Genomic DNA, 18,011 nt, shown 5'->3' on the forward strand with positions numbered 1-18,011 from the left:
GTGCCCCTTGCCTGCACCCGCGCGTTGTCATATCGATTTGTCATACAAATACGGAGACCATGATGGCTGGCGCCCCCGCAGGAAAGAAAAAGTTTCGCTCGCAGGAGTGGTTCGACAACCCCGACAATCCGGGAATGACGGCACTCTATCTGGAGCGCTACCTGAATTACGGGCTGACGCGCGCCGAACTGATGTCGGGCAAGCCGCTGATCGGCATCGCCCAGACCGGTTCCGACCTGTCGCCTTGCAATCGCCACCACATCGAGCTCGCCAAACGCGTGCGCGAAGGCATCGTCTCGATGGGCGGCATTCCTTTCGAGTTCCCGTGCCACCCGATCCAGGAGACCGGCAAGCGCCCGACCGCAGCTCTCGACCGCAACCTTGCCTATCTCAGCCTGGTAGAAGTGCTCTATGGCTATCCGCTTGACGGCGTCGTGCTCACCATCGGCTGCGACAAGACGACGCCGGCGCTGTTGATGGCGGCGGCGACCGTCAACATTCCGGCCATCGCGCTGTCGGTCGGTCCCATGCTTAACGGCTGGCACAAGGGCAAGCGCACGGGTTCGGGCACCATCGTCTGGGAATCGCGCCAGCGCCTGTCGGCCGGCGAGATCGGCTACGACGAGTTCATGGACATCGTCGCCTCCTCGGCGCCGTCCACCGGCTACTGCAACACCATGGGCACCGCCACCACCATGAACTCGCTGGCCGAGGCGCTCGGCATGCAGCTGCCGGGCTCGGCCGCGATTCCGGCTCCTTATCGCGAGCGCGGCCAGATCGCCTACGAGACGGGAAAACGCATCGTCGATATGGTGCACGAGGATTTGAAGCCCTCCGACATCATGACGCGCAAGGCCTTCGAGAACGCCATCGTCGTCAATTCGGCGATCGGCGGCTCCACCAACGCGCCGATCCATCTCAACGCCATCGCCCGCCATCTCGGCGTGCCGCTCGACAATGACGACTGGCAGAAGATCGGCCTCGACGTGCCGCTCATCGTCAATCTCCAGCCGACGGGCGAATATCTGGGCGAGGACTACCATCACGCGGGCGGCGTGCCGGCCGTGGTGGCGGAGCTCATGAAAGCCGGGCTGCTGCCGCATCCGGATGCTCTGACCGCCAACGGCAAGACAATGGGCGACAATTGCCGCGATGCCGTCAACGAGAACCGCGAGGTCATCCGCACTGTCGCCGAGCCGCTGAAGGCCAATGCCGGCTTCATCAATCTCAAGGGCAATCTGTTCGATTCGGCAATCATGAAGACCAGCGGCATCTCGCCCGAATTCCGCGAGCGCTATCTCTCCAACCCGAAGGACCCCGAGGCCTTCGAGGGCAATGCCATGGTCTTCGACGGTCCGGAGGATTACCACGCCCGCATCGACGACCCGGCGCAAGGGATCGACGAGCACACCATCCTGTTCATGCGCGGCGCCGGTCCGGTCGGCTATCCCGGCGGCGCCGAGGTCGTCAACATGCAGCCGCCGGCCTATCTCATCAAGAAGGGCATCCACGCGCTGGCCTGCATCGGCGACGGCCGCCAGTCCGGCACGTCAGGCTCGCCCTCCATCCTCAACGCCTCGCCGGAAGCCGCCATCGGCGGCGGGCTTGCGTTGCTCAAGACAGGCGACCGCGTTCGCATCGACCTGAAAAAGGGCACGGCCAACATTCTCGTCACCGATGACGAGATCACCCGCCGCCGCGCCGAGCTGCAGAACAATGGCGGCTACCATTATCCCGAGCACCAGACGCCGTGGCAGGAAATCCAGCGCGGTATGGTGGACCAGTTCTCGGGCGGCATGGTGCTGAAACCGGCGGTGAAATACCAGGACGTCGCTCATACGAAGGGCGTGCCCCGGGACAATCACTGATTATTCCCCGGGACATTCATCGATTGTTTGAAGCGACAATTGACGGATAGCGATCGACGATCGGCGGCCTGATCGGCCGCCGGTCGTTTTTTCGTTTCGTGGCCCGCTATGGACCGAGGACATTGCGTCCTTGACAAGCCTGCCCAACAAATCCACCATCGCTGCAAGGGGTTCATCGCGACGACCCCGTGAGGCGTCAGCCCAACGTTCGCGTCCAGGCTTCTCTTTCAGGAGGTGGACGCCATGCCGTCAACAACCGCTGTCACCGTGCCGCAACTGATCCGTATGGTCGGTTTGCCGGGCGCGCCTGCAATCCTCGATATCCGTACCGAGGACGACTACAACGCCGATCCACGTTTGCTGCCGGCGTCGTACCGGCGCGATTTCAAAACCGTCCAGACTTGGGCAGCCGACTTCGCCGGTGGCCGCGTGGCGGTCGTCTGCCAGCAGGGAAAAAAGCTCTCGCAAGGCGTCGCCGCATGGTTGCGTCATGAAGGGATTGCCGCCGAATCGCTCGAAGGCGGCTTCGAAGCCTGGCGGGACGCCCACGGCCTTCTGGTCCGTGCCGACAGGATGCCGCCTCGTGACGACAAGGGCCGCACCGTCTGGGTGACGCGGGCCCGGCCCAAAGTCGATCGCATCGCCTGCCCCTGGCTGATCCGCCGTTTCGTCGATCCTCAAGCGGTCTTCCTGTTCGTCGACGCCGCGGAAGTGCCCGATGTCGCCGATCGTTTTCAGGCCGTGCCTTTCGACATCGACAATGCGTTCTGGAGCCATCGCGGCGAGCGCTGCACCTTCGACACGATGCTCGAGGAGTTCGGGCTCGAATCCGAAGCGCTCGACCGCCTCGCCGTGATCGTGCGCGCAGCCGACACGGCCAGCCTCGACCTGGTTCCGCAGGCAGCGGGATTTCTCGCTGCCTCGCTTGGTTTGTCGCGCATGTTTCGGGATGACCTGCAACAATTGGATGCCGGCATGCTGCTTTACGACGCGTTCTTCCGCTGGTGCCGCGATGCCACCGACGAAACGCACAATTGGCCGGCCGGGGCGAAGGCGTCATGAGCTCCCTCCTTTCCGAGGAAAGTGCTGACCTCATCGAGGCGCCTGCGGTCCCGAGCTTCCGCGAGGCCACGAAACTCTGGGCGAAGATCGGGTTGCTCAGTTTCGGCGGACCGGCTGGGCAGATCGCGCTCATGCACAGGGAATTGGTCGAGGAAAAGCGCTGGATCGGCGAGCAGCGTTTCCTGCATGCGCTGAACTACTGCATGCTGCTGCCTGGCCCCGAGGCCCAGCAACTCGCCATCTACATCGGCTGGCTGCTGCACAAGACGATCGGCGGTCTTGTCGCCGGCATCCTCTTCGTCGTGCCCGGGGCGGTCGTCATGCTGACCTTGAGCATCCTCTATGCGCTCTATGGCGATGCGCCGCTGGTCGACTCGCTGTTTTTCGGGGTGAAGGCGGCGGTGCTGGCGATCGTGGTCGAGGCCGTGATCCGCATCGGCCGGCGCGCCTTGAAGAACCGGGTTATGGCGGCGATCGCGCTTTGCGCCTTTGTCGGCATCTACGTGCTCAACGTCCCCTTTCCGCTCCTCGTCCTGTTTGCAGGACTGGTGGGATGGGTCGGAAACGGCATCGCGCCGGCCCTGTTTTCTGGCGCCGCGCATGGCAAGGACGAAGCTCCCGACGCCACGGGCGCGGTCGATCTGATGTTCGAGCGCGGCGAACTGGCCCACACCAGGCCGACGCGATGGCACGCGCCGCGCACCATCGCGATCTGGCTGCCGATCTGGCTTGGACCGGTTGTGCTGATCTGGGCGTTCACATCGGCAAACAGCGTCTGGACGCAGATCGGCGGCTTCTTCAGCCTCATGGCGGTCGTCACCTTCGGCGGCGCCTATGCCGTTCTGGCCTATGTCGCGCAAGCGGCCGTAGGCTCTCTTGGCTGGCTTGCGCCAGGCGAAATGGTCGATGGCCTGGGCCTTGCCGAAACCACGCCAGGACCGCTCATCCTGGTCCTGCAGTTCGTCGGCTTCCTTGCAGGCTTGCGCCATTCCGGATCGCCATATCCGTTGTTTGCCGGATCGCTTGGAGCGCTGCTTACGCTGTGGGTTACCTTCACGCCGTGCTTCTTCTGGATATTCCTCGGCGCGCCCTACATCGAGGCGCTGCGCGGCAACAAGGCATTGTCGGCGGCATTGGGCGCGATCACCGCGGCGGTCGTCGGCGTCATCATGAATCTGGCCCTGTGGTTCGCCTTGCACGTCATCTTCCGCGACGTGCGCGCGACGGGGCTCGGAATGGAGATGCCGGTGCTGTCCTCGATCGACTGGCGTGCCGCGCTGCTGTCCTGCGCTACCATGATCGCCATCCTCAAGCTGAAAATCGGCATGCTGCCGACGCTTGCCGGATCGGCCCTGGCGGGTGTCTTATTGCTTGCGGCGAGTGGGTAGCTTCGGCACGGAGGAGACCATGGAAACGGTCAACGTTCGCTATATAGTCAATGACGTCGACAGGGCGATCGCCTTCTACCGCGACCATCTCGGCTTCACGGTCGCCATGCACCCGGCGCCGTCCTTCGCCATGCTTTCCAGGGGCAACCTGCGGCTTCTGCTCAATGCCGCTGGCGGCCCTGGTGGGGCGTCGCAGCCGATGCCCGACGGCAGCGTGCCCGAACCCGGTGGCTGGAACCGCATTCAGATCGAGGTCGAGGATCTCGAAGGCGTGGTTCGCAAGCTGAAAACTGCCGGCCAGGCTTTCAGGAACGACGTCGTCAAGGGCATGGGCGGCAGCCAGATATTGCTGCGGGACCCATCCGGCAATCTGGTGGAACTGTTCGAACCGGGGCGCAGATAATGCGTCGCTGTCACGAATAGCCAGCTGACATGGGCAGAAACCACCTGCACGGCATTTGCATTCCGTTGCCAGGCCACTCAATTTGCTGGGAAACAGATTGGACCATGATGGCCAAACGACGCTCTTCCCTCGGTTTCCTCGGCATGTTCGGCCGTTCAAGCGACCTCAGGCAGCTCGATGCCGCATTGCGCGGAGCCGACTTGCATCCCGCCCTTGTGCCGGAGGGCGTAAAGCTCACCATCGTCAACCTGATGAAGGATCACTGACCCGACGAGCCGCCGCCGCAGGCTTATGCGCAAGTGGCGTGTTTGTTCAGCTATTGTATTGCTGGGCCTGAGGCATTCGAGCGCTCTCATGGCGCGCAGCCGCGGCAGGACGTGGAGCGTCGGATAGAGGCCGCGGTCGATGCCGGAGACAGTTTCGACGCCCAGATCGTGCTGATGGCGCTACACGCCAAGCTGGTCAATACCGAGGTCGTCGAACATTATGGGCTGAGCGCGGATTAACCTATTTTCAAAGGGGGGCGTTCTCAGCCGCCCATGCCGTTGCGCGGCAGCTTGATCATGTCGCCGAAGCGGGCGCGCAGCCTGTCGTCGAGCGGCTTCGGCACATGGCGCGGGAAGCGTTCGGCGAGGATGCGCCTCTTCTCGACGATCGCCCGCTGCAATATGTCGGGTCGGCCCTTCTCGTTCCATTCCTTCGGCGAAAACCGGTCGCCGACGGCGGGGTAGAAATATTCGGTCTGCATCAGCTTCAGCGTCTGCTCGTTGCCGAGATAGTGGCCCGGGCCTTTCAGGCAGACATCAGCAATGGTGTCGATCGACAGCGCGTCGTCCGTCACCTCGATGCCGCGCACGCAGCGCAGGCAATGGCCCAGCATGTCGTTGTCGATGATCAGGCTTTCCAGGCAGAAGCCGAGCAGGGACGCATGCATGCCGGCCGATTCGTAGACCAGGTTGAGGCCGGAAAGGCCGGCCATCACATTGGTAATGCCTTTTTCATAGCCGGACTGGATGTCGGGCAGTTTCGAATCCGTCATGCCGGCGGCCGAACCGCCTGGCAGGTCGTAGAACTGCGCCATCTGCGCGCAGGCCGCGGTCAGCACCGCCTGTTCGGCCGAGCCGCCGGACATGGCGCCGGTGCGCAGGTCCGACACGAACGGCCAGGTACCGAAGATCGCCGGATGGCCCGGCTTGATGGTGTTGACATAGACAAGGCCGGCCAGCACTTCGGCCACGGCTTGCACCACCGCACCCGCGATCGCCGCCGGAGCGGTGGCCCCGGCCTGTCCGGCCGAAAGCAGCAGGATCGGGATGCCTCCTTCGACGCAGGCCTCGAGCACGCCGCAGGCGTCCTCGGCGAATTTCATCGGCGGCACGACGAAACAGTTGGAGTTCGACACGAACGGCCGGGCCCGGAAATTCTCCTCGCCACCGGCGATCGCGTAGAGCATTTCGAGCGCCGGTTGCACGTTCTCCCGCACCGTGAAGGACGTGCCGACATGCTTGGACGTGCCCATCACGCAGGCATAGAGCGTGTTGAAGTCCATTTCGAGCGGATCGGGAATGTCGCGCGGCACCATGGGCCGCTGGAAGAAATGGATGTTGTCGAGCCCGTCGACGATGCGCGCGGCATCATAGATGTCCTGCAGCAAGGATTCGCGATACTCGCGCTTCTCGACGTCGACAAGATGCACGGCAGCACCCGCCGTGCCGTAATGCACGCGCTTGCCCTGGATCACCATGTCGTGCTTCGGGTCCTGGCCGTGCAGCGTGAAATGCCGCGCCGCCCGCTTGATCGTGTCGAGCACCAGTGCGCGCGGGAAACGGATACGGCCGTCGTCGCCATGGCTGGCGCCGGCCTTGGTCAGCGCCTCGATGCAGGACGGGATTGCGTTGGCGAAGCCGACCGTCTCCAGCAGGGTCAGCACCGCTTCGTGGATGCGCTCGCAATCAGTGCCGCGCAGGGGGCCATAGCTCCCCCCCTCAAGGCCGGCGCGAACCGGCCTGATGTCGTCGGCGAGCGGCGCCGCCCGCATGGCGCGACGCGCTTCGCGTCCGCCGGAGCGGCGCGAACGCTGGTCGGCCGCTTCCTGCTTTTCGACAGCCACTGACATGGAAGCACTCCACCTTTTCTCGGAAGCAGGGCGGCGGTTGGTCCACCATCGGCTGCTTCGTCCCCTTTAGGCCTCGACTATGCCGCCGGCATTGGCACAGCCTATGAGCCAGCCGGTCCGGTTGCATATGCCAGTGCTAAAGAAGCAGGAGCCGCTGTTGCGCGGCTCCCGGGAGGTGGTCAGGCCCAGGTGATCAGGCGGCGGCCGGCCTGCGGCCCGCGGCGGTTGCAAGTTCGCGGATACCGGGCTCGATATGCTGCAGCGCGATCGAGGAGATGCCCAAGCGCATGAAACGCGAAGGCTTTTCGGTGCGGTCGAAGAAGCGGTCGCCCGGCTCGATGATGACGCTGCGCGAGGCGGCGGCCTCGGCCAGTCCGCGGGAATCGGTGCCGCGCGGTCCCTCCAGCCACAGCGACGTGCCGCCGGCCGAGTCGGTCGAACGCCACTCGGGCAGGAAAGCGGAAATCGCATGGACCAGGCGCTTGCGCCGCTCGTCGAAGGCGCTCGACAGCCGCCGCACCAGCGCTTCGTGGTGGCCGAGCGACAGGAACAGCGCGACCGCGCGCTGGTTGTTGGCCGGCGGATGGCGCAGCATGAAGCGGCGCAGCGCCCTGAGTTCGGCGATTAGTCCAGCCGAGGCCACGATGTAGCCAAGCCGCAGGCCCGGAGCCAGCGTCTTCGACATCGAGCCGACATAGATGACGCGGCCGGAGCGGTCGAGGCTCTTCAAGGCCTGCTGCGGCGCCTCGTCGAGAAGCTGGCTGTCATAGCCGTCCTCGATGATGATCTGGTTGTAGCGGTTGGCGCGCGCCAGAAGGTCCTGCCGGCGCTCCGCCGACAGCGGCACCATGGTCGGGCAATGATGGCTGGGCGTGACGAAGACAAAGCCGGAATCGTTGGGAATCGAAGAGGTTACGATGCCGGACTGGTCGACCGGCACCGGCTGGATGTCGGCGCCGGCGAGCCGGAAGATCGAGCGTGCGTCGGGGTAGCCCGGATCCTCCATCGCCACCTTCGAGCCCTTGGTCATCAAAAGCGTCGCCAGCATGTAGAGCGCGTTCTGGGCGCCCAGCGTGACGATGATCTCGTCGGGGTTGGCGAAGATGCCGCGCCTGGGCAGCAGCCGCGCCTGGATCTGCTCGATCAGCAGCGGATCGTCGCGATCGACCATGTCGGAGGCCCAGTTGCGGATCTCCAGCACGGCAAGCGCCATGCGGTTGCACTCGCGCCACTCGGCGGTCGGGAACAGCGCCGGATCGAACTGGCCATAGACGAAGGGATAGGACGACTTGATCCAGTTCTCGTGCTTGGCCGGCGGCGGCATGTCGCTGGCCGCGATCTGCCGGCGTGCCTTCCAGTCGATCTCGTTGGCCTGGTCGGGCGCCTTCTGGTGCGGCTTGGCCGGCGTCGCCAAAACGTCGGGATTGACGAAATGGCCGCGCCGCTCGCGCGCCACCAGGAAGCCCTGGTCGACCAGTTGCTGGAAGGCCAGCACCACGGTTCCGCGCGCCACGCCGAGTTTTTCGGCCAATATCCGGCATGACGGAAGCGGCATCGAAGCGGCGATCTGGCGGTCGAGAATAGCGGCCACGATCGCCTGGCGGATCTGTGCCTGCAAAGTCTGGCCGGATTCGGCCGAAATCCGGAACAGGCCGGACCATATGGCCGTGTCGTTGCGCTGTGGCATGGGAAATGTTCCTCGATGGCCAGCTTTTTTCGTTTGGCTGGACCAGTCGAATGTAACGGTGGCACAAGGGGTTGCGCCAATCAATTTTTCTGATCTTTGGGATTTATGCCAGTGATCTTTCGGCCTTCGCATCCCGTGTAACGCAGTGCGTCATCGCCGTGTATTGACCGGACGGAATTCGGCTCAATAGTTTGGCGCGACGACACGCGCCGGAAACATCCGGTCTGCTAAGATAATTTAACAGTCCCAGGAGCCCGCCGGTGGATCAGTCAGCCTTCCAAAAACAGCTTGCCGCCTTGCGCGACCATCGCGCCGCGGCAGCCGGCGATATGCGCCAGGCCTTCGCCGCCGATCCGCAGCGGTTCAAGACGTTCTCCGCCAGCTACGGCGACCTGTTGCTCGACTGGTCGAAATGCGCCGTCGATGCGCGCACGATGGACCTGCTGGAGAATCTGGCTGACGCCGCCGATCTCGAAGGCCGCCGCGCCGCCATGTTCGCCGGCAAGAAGATCAACGTTACAGAGGGCCGCGCTGTTCTGCACACCGCCCTGCGCAACCTGACCGGCAAGGGCATCGTGCTCGACGGGCAGGATGTGAAGGCGGAGGTCATTGCCGTATTGGACGCGATGGGCGCCTTCGCCGACGCGGTGCGTTCCGGCAAGGCGACAGGCGCCACCGGCAAGAAGATCACCGACATCGTCAATATCGGCATCGGCGGCTCCGATCTCGGCCCGGCCATGGCGACGTTGGCGCTGGCGCCCTATCATGACGGTCCGCGCGCGCACTATGTCTCCAACATCGACGGCGCCCATATCCACGACACGCTGAAGGGCCTTTCCGCCGAGAGCACGCTTTTTATCGTCGCCTCCAAGACCTTCACCACGGTCGAAACGATGACCAATGCGCAGACGGCGCGCGACTGGGTCCAGAAGGCGCTCGGCAAGGAAGCGATCGGCAAGCACTTCGCCGCTGTCTCGACGGCACTCGACCTGGTGGCGAAGTTCGGCATCGAGCCGGACCGCGTCTTCGGCTTCTGGGATTGGGTCGGCGGCCGCTATTCTGTGTGGGGCGCCATCGGCCTTCCCGTGATGATCGCCGTCGGCCCGGGGAATTTCCGCGCCTTCCTCGATGGCGCGCACGAAATGGACGAACACTTCCGCACCGCGCCGCTGGCCAAAAACCTGCCGGTGCTGCTTGGCCTTGTCGGCTGGTGGCATCGCGTCGTTTGCAAATACCCGGCCCGCGCGGTCATCCCCTATGACCAGCGCCTGTCCAGGCTGCCGGCCTATCTCCAGCAGCTCGACATGGAATCGAACGGCAAGAGCGTCACCCTGGACGGCGGCCCCGTGGCGACGCCGACCGGGCCGCTGGTCTGGGGCGAGCCCGGCACCAACGGCCAGCACGCCTTCTTCCAGCTCCTGCACCAGGGAACCGATTTCATTCCGGTCGAATTCCTCGCCGCGGCGAACGGCCACGAGCCGGAGCTGAAGCACCATCACGACCTGCTGCTCGCCAACTGCCTGGCGCAGTCGGAAGCCTTCATGAGGGGCCGCACGCTGGAGGAAGCGCGCGCGCAGATGCTGTCCAAGAGCATGAAGCCGGCCGATGTCGATCGCATTGCCCCGCACCGCGTCTTCTCCGGCAACCGGCCCTCGGTGACCATTCTTTATCGCAAGCTCGACCCGCGCACGCTCGGCCGCCTGATCGCTCTCTACGAACACCGCGTCTTCGTCGAGGGAACGCTGTTCGACATCAACTCCTTCGACCAGTGGGGCGTCGAGCTCGGCAAGGAACTGGCCACCGGCCTTCTGCCAGTCGTGGAAGGCAAGGAAAGTGCCGCAAAGCGGGATGCCTCGACCGCCGGCCTGGTGGAACACATCCACCAATTGCGTGGTTCGGAGTGACTGAGTTGGCAGACATCAAGGGAATATTGTTCGACAAGGACGGAACGCTTGTCGACTTCAATGCGACCTGGCTCGGGGTTGCCGACTTCATGGCCATGGACGCCTCCGAAGGCGACCGCTGGAAGGCCGACAGGCTGCTTGCGGCCGCGGGCTTCGATTTCGCCAACAGGCGCTTCAAGCCCGACTCCATCTTTGCCTCCGGCACCAATCTCGACGTCGTCGAATTGTGGTTTCCGCGCCTGTCCGATGAAGACCAGATGCTGGCCGTCGCCCGCTTCAACCAGATCACCTCGGTGCAGGGCTCGGCGATGGCGGTGGCTCTGCCGGGCATCGTCGAAACGCTCGGCACCTTGCACGCAAGGTCCTATCGGCTCGGCGTCGCCACCAACGATTCGACCAGCGGCGCGGAAAAAACGCTGGTGACGCTCGGTGTCGCGCAGCTGTTCGACGCCGCCTACGGCTATGACGCGGTGGCCAATCCCAAGCCGGCGCCGGATACGATCCAGGCCTTCTGCGATCTCACCGGCCTGAAGCCGACGCAGGTCGCCATGATCGGCGATAACCGCCACGATCTCGAAATGGCGCGTGCCGGCGGCTGCGGCCTGGCGGTCGGCGTGCTCTCGGGCACCGGCACGCGTGAATCTCTGGCCGGAATTGCCGACGTGATCCTGGATTCGGTTGTCGACCTGCCGGATTTCCTTTCAGCGCGGGTCAAGGAGACGATCTGATCTCGTCGCTAGCGGCGTCTCGGCTTCGAAGGAAAAGACGCCGCTCGGCCTGCTTGCGGCGCCCTTCGCGTCGCCGAAATCCGGCACCTGATATTCGGCGAGCAGCCTGAGCCGCGACAATGGTAGATCGGCGCGGCGCGGGTCGCCGATCAGGACCTCGACGCCATCGGCAAGGCAGCGGTCGAGGAAGGGGATCATGCGTTCGGCGACATCGGGTCCGTAGAACACGTCGCCGGCCAGCACAAGGTCGACCGCCGGTGGCGGACCGGTGGTAATGTCTTTGCAGATCACCGAGATCGTGACGCCGTTGTTTTTTGCATTGAGACCGAGCGCGGCGACGCCGTTTCGGTCGATCTCGGCGGCGATCACTTCGCGGGCCCCGGCCTTCGCGGCAGCGATGCCGACAATGCCGGAACCGGCACCAAGGTCGAGCACGCGGCGTCCCCCCACGGTCATCGGATGGTCGAGGACATAGCGCGCGAGCACGGTGCCGCCGGCCCATGCGTAGGCCCAGTAGGGCGGTTGTGGCTCCGGTGCATCTTCCGCATCGCCTTCGGGCTCGACGAGCCGTCTCAATCCGCTGCTGGGGTGCGCCGTGTAAAACCGGATTTCTGGAAGCGCAGGCGCAGGGACAAGGCGCATGTTGGCCTTGATGAACTCGGCCGGGTCGAGGCGCTGGCGCCGGTCCGGCGCATCGTCGCCGGCAAGATCGTGGTCCAAGCCGGCTCCTATTCGCGCAATGCGCGCCGCAGGATCTTTCCGACCGGCGTCTTCGGCAGTTCTGTCCTGAATTCGATGTATCTGGGCCGCTTGTAGCCGGTCAGGTTCTCACGGCAATAGGCGGTGATGGCCTCGGCGGTCAGCGCCTGGTCCTTCTTGACGATGAACAGTTTCGGCACTTCGCCCGAATGCTCGTCCGGCACGCCGATTGCCGCCACTTCGATCACGCCGGGATGCAGCGCCACGACTTCCTCGAGCTCGGTCGGATAGACGTTGAAGCCGGAAACGAGGATCATGTCCTTCTTGCGGTCGACGATCTTGGTGTAGCCGCGCTCGTCCATGAAGCCCATGTCGCCCGACTTGAAGAAGCCGTCCTTGGTCATCACCTTGGCGGTCTCGTCAGGCCGGTTCCAGTAGCCCGCCATCACCTGCGGCCCCTTGATGCAGATTTCGCCGACCTCGCCGAGCGGCAAATTGTTGTCCTCCTCGTCGCGGATGGCGATCTCGGTAGACGGCAGCGGCAGGCCGATCGTGCCGGTGAATTCGCCGGAGCTGAACTTGTTGGCCGTTGCCACGGGCGACGTCTCCGACAGGCCGTAGCCTTCACTGACCGGGCAGCCCGTCAGCGCCTTCCAGCGCTCGGCGACGCCCTTCTGCACCGCCATGCCGCCGCCCAGCGTCAGGAGCAGCGGCTTGAAGTCGAGCTTGCGGAAATCCTCATTGTTGAGCAGCGCGTTGAACAGCGTGTTGAGGCCTGGAAAGATATGGATCGGATACTTGCCCATTTCCTTGACGAAGCCGGGGATGTCGCGCGGGTTGGGGATCAGTATGTTCTGTCCACCCATTTGCATGCCCATCAGCGCATTCACGGTCAGCGCGAAGATATGATAGAGCGGCAGTGCGCAGATGAGGTTGAGATGGGCGGGTTTTGGCTTGACCGTGTAAGCGTCCTGCAGCCACAGCGAATTCTGCGCGACATTGGCCAGCACGTTGCTGTGCAGCAGGATAGCACCCTTCGAGATTCCCGTGGTGCCGCCGGTATATTGCAGGAACGCGATATCGTCGGCCGCCACCTTGGCCGGCTTGAAACCCATGCCGCTGCCCACCTTCAGCGCCGCGTTGAACTTGACATGGCCGGGCAATGACCAGGCCGGCACCATCTTCTTGACGCGGCGCACCACCAGATTGACGATGCTTCCCTTGAGCCCGCCGAGCATGTCGCCCATGGCCGCGACGACGACGTGCTTGACCGACGTCCTGGCGATCACCGCTTGCAAGGTGCTGGCGAAGTTCTCCAGGATGATGATCGCTTGTGCCCCGGAATCCTTGACCTGGTGTTCCAGCTCGCGCGGCGTGTAGAGAGGGTTGACGTTGACCACCGTGTAGCCGGCGCGCGCCACCGCCATCATCGCCACCGGATATTGCAGCACGTTCGGCATCATCAGGGCGACGCGTGCGCCTTTGGGCAACCCGGTCGATTGCAGGTAGGCGCCGAACGCCGCCGAAAGCCGTTCGAGTTCCGCATAGGTGATCGACTTGCCCATGCAGGTGAAGGCCGGCTGGCCGGCAAATTGCTTGCAGGCGGCAACGAGGAAATCGCCGATGGAGCTGTAGGGCAGGGCGCCGATCTCGGCCGGCATGTTCTTCGGGTAGCTTTCCAGCCAGGGCTTTTCCGGCAAGCCTGCGGCAAGGGCGGTGAGCGCTTTCGGCAATCGCTTGGCGGCCGCCGGTCTCGAGGCCGCCGGTGCCAGCTTGGCCACGGATGCGGCTTGTGCGGCCCCAGTCTTGCTAGTCCGGGTCGCCCCGGTCTTGCTCGCGCCAGTCTTCGTCGTCCCGGCCTTGGTCGAACTGGTCTTTGTCGTCCCGGTTTTAGCAGTTCCGGCCTTCGCCGACGTCTTTGCGGGGACGGCTTTGGCCGCCGGCTTCGCGGCCGGTTTGACAACAGCGTCCGCCTTGCCGGCGGAAGGTTTCCCTGCGACCTTTGCCTTTGTGCTCTTTGCGCCCTTTGCGTTCTTGGCGGAGGGCGTTGGCTGCTTGTCGGCGCCCGCGGCCGGCTTCAGGGTCGCCTTGGCCGTCTTCGGCGGAGCCGTCCTGTTCGATGCTTTTGCCAACCGTCCCTCCCTGTTTTGTTCGCCCCTGCCGCGCTCGCCTCCTGCTAAGAGAGGCGTCCCCCGCTGCCGACGGTGCCTTGTCTATGTATGGCCTCTATCGGCGGGCGTGCAAGCCTTGCCCCAGCGGCAAGCCGTCGAAAGATTTGCCGCCGAAAATCTTTCCCGCCACGGGCGCAGCGGCCCTGCATCGTCCGGCATCCCCGGTCATATGAAAGCGGGCGCGACGTTGATCTCGTAAGATTGGTGATCAATAAAAAAATGCGGTCGTTAATAATGTTGTGAATAGAAAAAAATACTGAATTTTTCCATTTTTTTGCGGAGAGGAGGATTTTTTTCCCGCTTACCATGGGGTAGGCAAACTGGGTGTTCCAAAGCCGGAGAAACGGTGCTTATATGCGCGCTTCGCGAGCCTGATAGAGGGGCTTGGAAAAACATCAGGGAGTGCTCAATGAGGAAGAAACTGACTTTTGCAGCCGCGTTGCTGGCTGCAAGCGTCCTGGGCGGCGTGGCCAACGCAAAAACCTTGGTCTACTGCGCCGAAGCTTCGCCGGAAGGCTTTGACCCGGCGCCCTACACCGCGGGACAGACGTTCGATGCGTCTTCGCGTACGGTCTTCAACCGCCTCGTCGAATTCGATCATGGCAAGACAACGGTCTCGCCGGGCCTGGCCGAAAGCTGGTCCATTTCCGACGATGGCAAGGAATACACGTTCAAGCTTCGCAAGGGTGTGAAGTTCGCCGCTACCGACTATTTCACCCCGACGCGCGACTTCAACGCCGACGACGTGGTGTTCTCGTTCCAGCGTCAGGTCGACAAGAACGGCCCCTGGTTCCAGTACATACCGGGCATTGCCTACCAGTATTACAATGACCAGTTCGGCGACAACATCACCAAGGTCGAGAAGGTCGACGACCTGACGGTGAAGTTCACCCTCAAGGAGCCGGCGATCACTTTGATCCCGACGCTGGGCATGGACTTCGCCTCAATCGTTTCCAAGGAATATGCCGACAAGCTGCAGGCGGACAAGACGCCTGAACTGTTCAACCAGAAGCCGATTGGCACCGGCCCGTTCATCTTCGTCGATTACCAGACCGACGCTGCCATCCGCTACAAGGCCAACCCCGACTATTGGGGCGGCAAGCAGAAGATCGACGACCTTGTCTTCGCCATCACCACCGATCCGGCGGTCCGTGCGCAGAAGCTGAAGGCCGGCGAATGCAACATCATGTCCTACCCGGCGCCGGCCGACATCGCCGGCCTGCAGGCCGATCCGAACCTGAAGGTCGACGAGCAGGAAGGCCTCAATGTCGGTGCGCTGATGTACAACACCCAGCAGAAGCCGTTCGACGACGTGCGCGTGCGCAAGGCGCTCAACATGGCCATCAACAAGAAGGCTATCATCGACGCGGTCTTCCAGGGCGCCGGCCAGGTGGCCGTCAACCCGATCCCGCCGACCATGTGGTCTTACAACAAGGACGTGAAGGACGATCCGTACGATCCGGATGCGGCCAAGAAGATGCTCGAAGAGGCCGGCGTCAAGGACCTCAAGATGAATGTCTGGGCCATGCCTGTGTCGCGCCCCTACATGCCGAACGCGCGCCGCACCGCCGAGCTGATCCAGGCCGACTTCGCCAAGGTCGGCGTCACCGTCAACATCGTCAGCTACGATTGGGGTGAATACCTCAAGCGCGCTTCGGCGGTCGATCACGATGGTGCCGTCATCGTCGGCTGGACCGGTGACAATGGCGATCCGGACAACTTCCTCGGTGTGCTCCTGAGCTGCGCTTCCGTCGGTTCGAACAACCGCGCGGAATGGTGCAACAAGGACTTCGATGCGCTCATCAACAAGGCCAAGACGGTTTCCGACCAGGCCGAGCGCACCAAGCTCTATGAACAGGCGCAGGTCATCTTCAAGGAACAGGCACCGTGGGCGACGCTCGCACACTCCAAGGTGTTCATGCCGATGCAGAAGACCGTCTCCGGCTTTGCGATGGATCCGCTCGGCATCCATCGCTTCGACGGCGTCGATATCGCCGAATAAGGTTCGCGAAACGGGGCGGCGCCACAGCGCCGTCCCACCTCGCCCGCCATGCTGCGTTATATCCTCGGCAAGCTCGCCCTCATCGTCCCGACCTTCATCGGGATAACCATCCTCGCCTTCGGCTTCGTGCGCATCCTGCCCGGTGATCCGGTGCTGGTGCTCGCGGGCGAACGCGGCCTGTCGCCCGAACGTCACGCTGCGCTGATGCACCAGTTCGGCTTCGACCTGCCGATCTGGCGACAGTACCTGACCTATCTGGCCAATATCCTCAGCGGTGATTTCGGCACCTCGTTTTCCACCAAGACGCCGGTGCTCAAGGATTTCCTGGTGCGGTTCCCGGCGACGGTCGAACTTGCCATCTTCGCCATGATCTTCGCCATCGTCATCGGCGTCGCCTTCGGCATCTTCGCCGCGATCCGCCGCGGCTCCTGGTTCGACCAACTGACCATGGGAACGGCGCTGGCAGGCTATTCCATGCCGATCTTCTGGTGGGGGCTGCTGCTGATCATCGTGTTCTCCGGCATGCTGCACTGGACGCCGGTTTCCGGCCGCATCGACCTTCTCTATTTCTTCAAGCCGGTAACCGGCTTCATGACCATCGATTCCCTGATCTCCGGACAGAAGGGTGCATTCCGCTCGGCCCTGTCGCACCTCGTCCTGCCCACCATCGTGCTCGGCACCATTCCGCTTGCCGTCATCGCCAGGCAGACGCGGTCGGCCATGCTCGAGGTCCTCGGCGAGGACTATGTGCGCACCGCGCGCGCCAAGGGCCTGGCGCCTCGCCGCGTCATCGGGCTGCACGCTTTCCGCAATGCGCTGATCCCGGTCGTCACCACCATTGGCCTGCAGGTCGGCACGCTCCTGACCGGCGCCATCCTGACCGAGAGCATTTTTTCGTGGCCAGGCATCGGCAAATGGATGATCGACGCTATTTCCAAGCGCGACTATTTCACCGTGCAAGGCGGGTTGCTTTTGATCGCGCTCATCGTCATGTCGGTGAACCTCATCGTCGACGTGCTCTATGCCGTCATCAACCCGCGTATCCGGGCGAATTGACATGACCAACGAAGGCCCTGCCACAATCGAAGCCGCGACCGTCGTCAGGCCGCAGGACGCCCGGCTGCAGATGTTCGCCGAGTTCTGGCACTATTTCTCGATCAACAAGGGCGCGGTGATCGGCCTCTTCGTCTTCGCGCTGCTGATCCTGATCGCGGTCTTCGCGCCGCTGCTCGCCCCGCATTCGCCGGACGACCAGTTCCGCGACTTCTTCCTGACGCCGCCGGCCTGGCAGGCGGGCGGCAACGCCCAGTTCCTGCTCGGTACCGACGCCGTCGGCCGCGACATTCTCTCGCGCCTGATCTACGGCTCGCGCTTCTCGCTCGCCATCGGCTTCGTCGTCGTCACCACGGCGCTGATCTCCGGCGTCATCCTCGGCCTGCTCGCCGGCTACTGCCGCGGCTGGGTGGATACGCTCATCATGCGCATCATGGACATCATCCTGGCCTTCCCGTCGCTGCTGCTGGCGCTGGTGCTGGTCGCCGTTCTCGGACCTGGGCTGGTCAACGCCATGATCGCCATTGCCTTCGTGCTGCAGCCGCACTTCGCCCGGCTCACCCGCGCCGCCGTGATGGCGGAGAAGAACCGCGAATATGTCATCTCGGCCAAGGTCGCGGGCGCCAGCCATTTCAGGCTGATGCTGGTCACCATCCTGCCCAACTGCATCGCGCCGCTGATCGTGCAGGCGACGCTGTCCTTCTCCAACGCCATCCTCGAGGCCGCGGCGCTGGGCTTCCTCGGCATGGGCGCGCAGCCGCCGACCCCGGAATGGGGCACGATGCTGGCCGAAGCACGCGAGTTCATCCTACGCGCCTGGTGGGTGGTGACCTTCCCGGGCCTTGCCATCCTGATCACCGTCTTTGCCATCAACCTGATCGGCGACGGCCTGCGCGACGCGCTCGACCCCAAGCTGAAGAGGTCGTGAGC

16 protein-coding genes are annotated in these 18,011 nt (G+C 63.7%); 12 read left to right on the plus strand and 4 right to left on the minus strand.

Annotation, left to right across the window (positions count from 1 at the left end; genetic code table 11):
• The first annotated feature begins 62 nt into the window (after positions 1-62).
• The 6 genes from FJ951_RS01015 (at position 63) to FJ951_RS28975 (ending at position 5,227) form a co-directional block, all read left to right on the plus strand.
• Entirely contained in the window at positions 63-1,868 is a 1,806-nt protein-coding gene (locus FJ951_RS01015; RefSeq protein WP_140513036.1) for an IlvD/Edd family dehydratase, read from the plus strand.
• 243 nt (positions 1,869-2,111) lie between these two features.
• Entirely contained in the window at positions 2,112-2,930 is an 819-nt protein-coding gene (locus FJ951_RS01020; protein ID WP_140497022.1) for a sulfurtransferase/chromate resistance protein, read from the plus strand.
• A complete protein-coding gene (gene chrA, locus FJ951_RS01025) occupies positions 2,927-4,318 on the plus strand; it encodes a chromate efflux transporter (protein WP_140497020.1) in 1,392 nt (463 codons plus the stop codon). The genes FJ951_RS01020 and chrA overlap by 4 nt, the downstream gene beginning before the upstream one ends.
• A gap of 19 nt (positions 4,319-4,337) precedes the next feature.
• A complete protein-coding gene (locus FJ951_RS01030) occupies positions 4,338-4,721 on the plus strand; it encodes a VOC family protein (RefSeq protein WP_140513038.1) in 384 nt (127 codons plus the stop codon).
• A gap of 104 nt (positions 4,722-4,825) precedes the next feature.
• Positions 4,826-4,987 (plus strand): hypothetical protein, encoded by a 162-nt coding sequence (locus FJ951_RS28660; RefSeq protein ID WP_246671667.1) that lies wholly within the window; start codon positions 4,826-4,828, stop codon positions 4,985-4,987.
• A 111-nt stretch (positions 4,988-5,098) separates the two neighbouring features.
• Positions 5,099-5,227, plus strand: a complete 129-nt coding sequence (locus FJ951_RS28975; protein ID WP_281405583.1) for a hypothetical protein — start codon at positions 5,099-5,101, stop codon at positions 5,225-5,227.
• 23 nt (positions 5,228-5,250) lie between these two features.
• On the opposite strand, the gene FJ951_RS01040 is transcribed toward FJ951_RS28975, so the two are convergent.
• Both FJ951_RS01040 and FJ951_RS01045 read right to left on the minus strand, forming a co-directional pair.
• Positions 5,251-6,837 (minus strand): trimethylamine methyltransferase family protein, encoded by a 1,587-nt coding sequence (locus FJ951_RS01040; RefSeq protein ID WP_140513040.1) that lies wholly within the window; start codon positions 6,835-6,837, stop codon positions 5,251-5,253.
• Between the two features lie 193 nt (positions 6,838-7,030).
• Positions 7,031-8,524, minus strand: coding sequence for a PLP-dependent aminotransferase family protein (locus FJ951_RS01045; RefSeq protein WP_140497014.1), 1,494 nt, complete (start codon positions 8,522-8,524; stop codon positions 7,031-7,033).
• Positions 8,525-8,784: 260 nt separating this feature from the next.
• Here FJ951_RS01045 and pgi point away from each other — a divergent pair, with 260 nt between their 5' ends.
• Positions 8,785-10,428, plus strand: coding sequence for a glucose-6-phosphate isomerase (gene pgi / locus FJ951_RS01050; protein ID WP_140513042.1), 1,644 nt, complete (start codon positions 8,785-8,787; stop codon positions 10,426-10,428).
• Positions 10,429-10,433: 5 nt separating this feature from the next.
• Positions 10,434-11,156: an HAD family hydrolase gene (locus tag FJ951_RS01055; RefSeq protein ID WP_140497010.1), complete on the plus strand. Its 723-nt coding sequence runs from the start codon at positions 10,434-10,436 to the stop codon at positions 11,154-11,156.
• Here FJ951_RS01055 and FJ951_RS01060 read toward each other — a convergent pair.
• Together FJ951_RS01060 and FJ951_RS01065 are read right to left on the minus strand one after the other, a co-directional pair.
• Positions 11,130-11,876, minus strand: a complete 747-nt coding sequence (locus FJ951_RS01060) for a methyltransferase (RefSeq protein ID WP_181172190.1) — start codon at positions 11,874-11,876, stop codon at positions 11,130-11,132. The genes FJ951_RS01055 and FJ951_RS01060 overlap by 27 nt on opposite strands.
• Before the next feature lie 8 nt (positions 11,877-11,884).
• A complete protein-coding gene (locus FJ951_RS01065) occupies positions 11,885-13,588 on the minus strand; it encodes a long-chain fatty acid--CoA ligase (RefSeq protein ID WP_246671673.1) in 1,704 nt (567 codons plus the stop codon).
• A 97-nt stretch (positions 13,589-13,685) separates the two neighbouring features.
• Between FJ951_RS01065 and FJ951_RS28665 the strand changes: the two genes are divergently transcribed.
• The 4 genes from FJ951_RS28665 to FJ951_RS01080 all read left to right on the plus strand — a co-directional run bounded on the left by FJ951_RS28665 (position 13,686) and on the right by FJ951_RS01080 (position 18,009).
• Complete coding sequence (locus tag FJ951_RS28665) at positions 13,686-14,225, plus strand: hypothetical protein (RefSeq protein ID WP_224684797.1); 540 nt, start codon at positions 13,686-13,688, stop codon at positions 14,223-14,225.
• A gap of 210 nt (positions 14,226-14,435) precedes the next feature.
• Positions 14,436-16,028 (plus strand): ABC transporter substrate-binding protein, encoded by a 1,593-nt coding sequence (locus tag FJ951_RS01070; RefSeq protein ID WP_140497006.1) that lies wholly within the window; start codon positions 14,436-14,438, stop codon positions 16,026-16,028.
• 48 nt (positions 16,029-16,076) lie between these two features.
• Positions 16,077-17,084: an ABC transporter permease subunit gene (locus FJ951_RS01075; RefSeq protein ID WP_140497004.1), complete on the plus strand. Its 1,008-nt coding sequence runs from the start codon at positions 16,077-16,079 to the stop codon at positions 17,082-17,084.
• Between the two features lie 70 nt (positions 17,085-17,154).
• Positions 17,155-18,009, plus strand: a complete 855-nt coding sequence (locus FJ951_RS01080) for an ABC transporter permease subunit (protein ID WP_181165298.1) — start codon at positions 17,155-17,157, stop codon at positions 18,007-18,009.
• Positions 18,010-18,011: the final 2 nt, after the last annotated feature.

Origin of the sequence: Mesorhizobium sp. B2-2-3 (assembly GCF_006442405.1) — a bacterium.
Classification (GTDB): domain Bacteria; phylum Pseudomonadota; class Alphaproteobacteria; order Rhizobiales; family Rhizobiaceae; genus Mesorhizobium.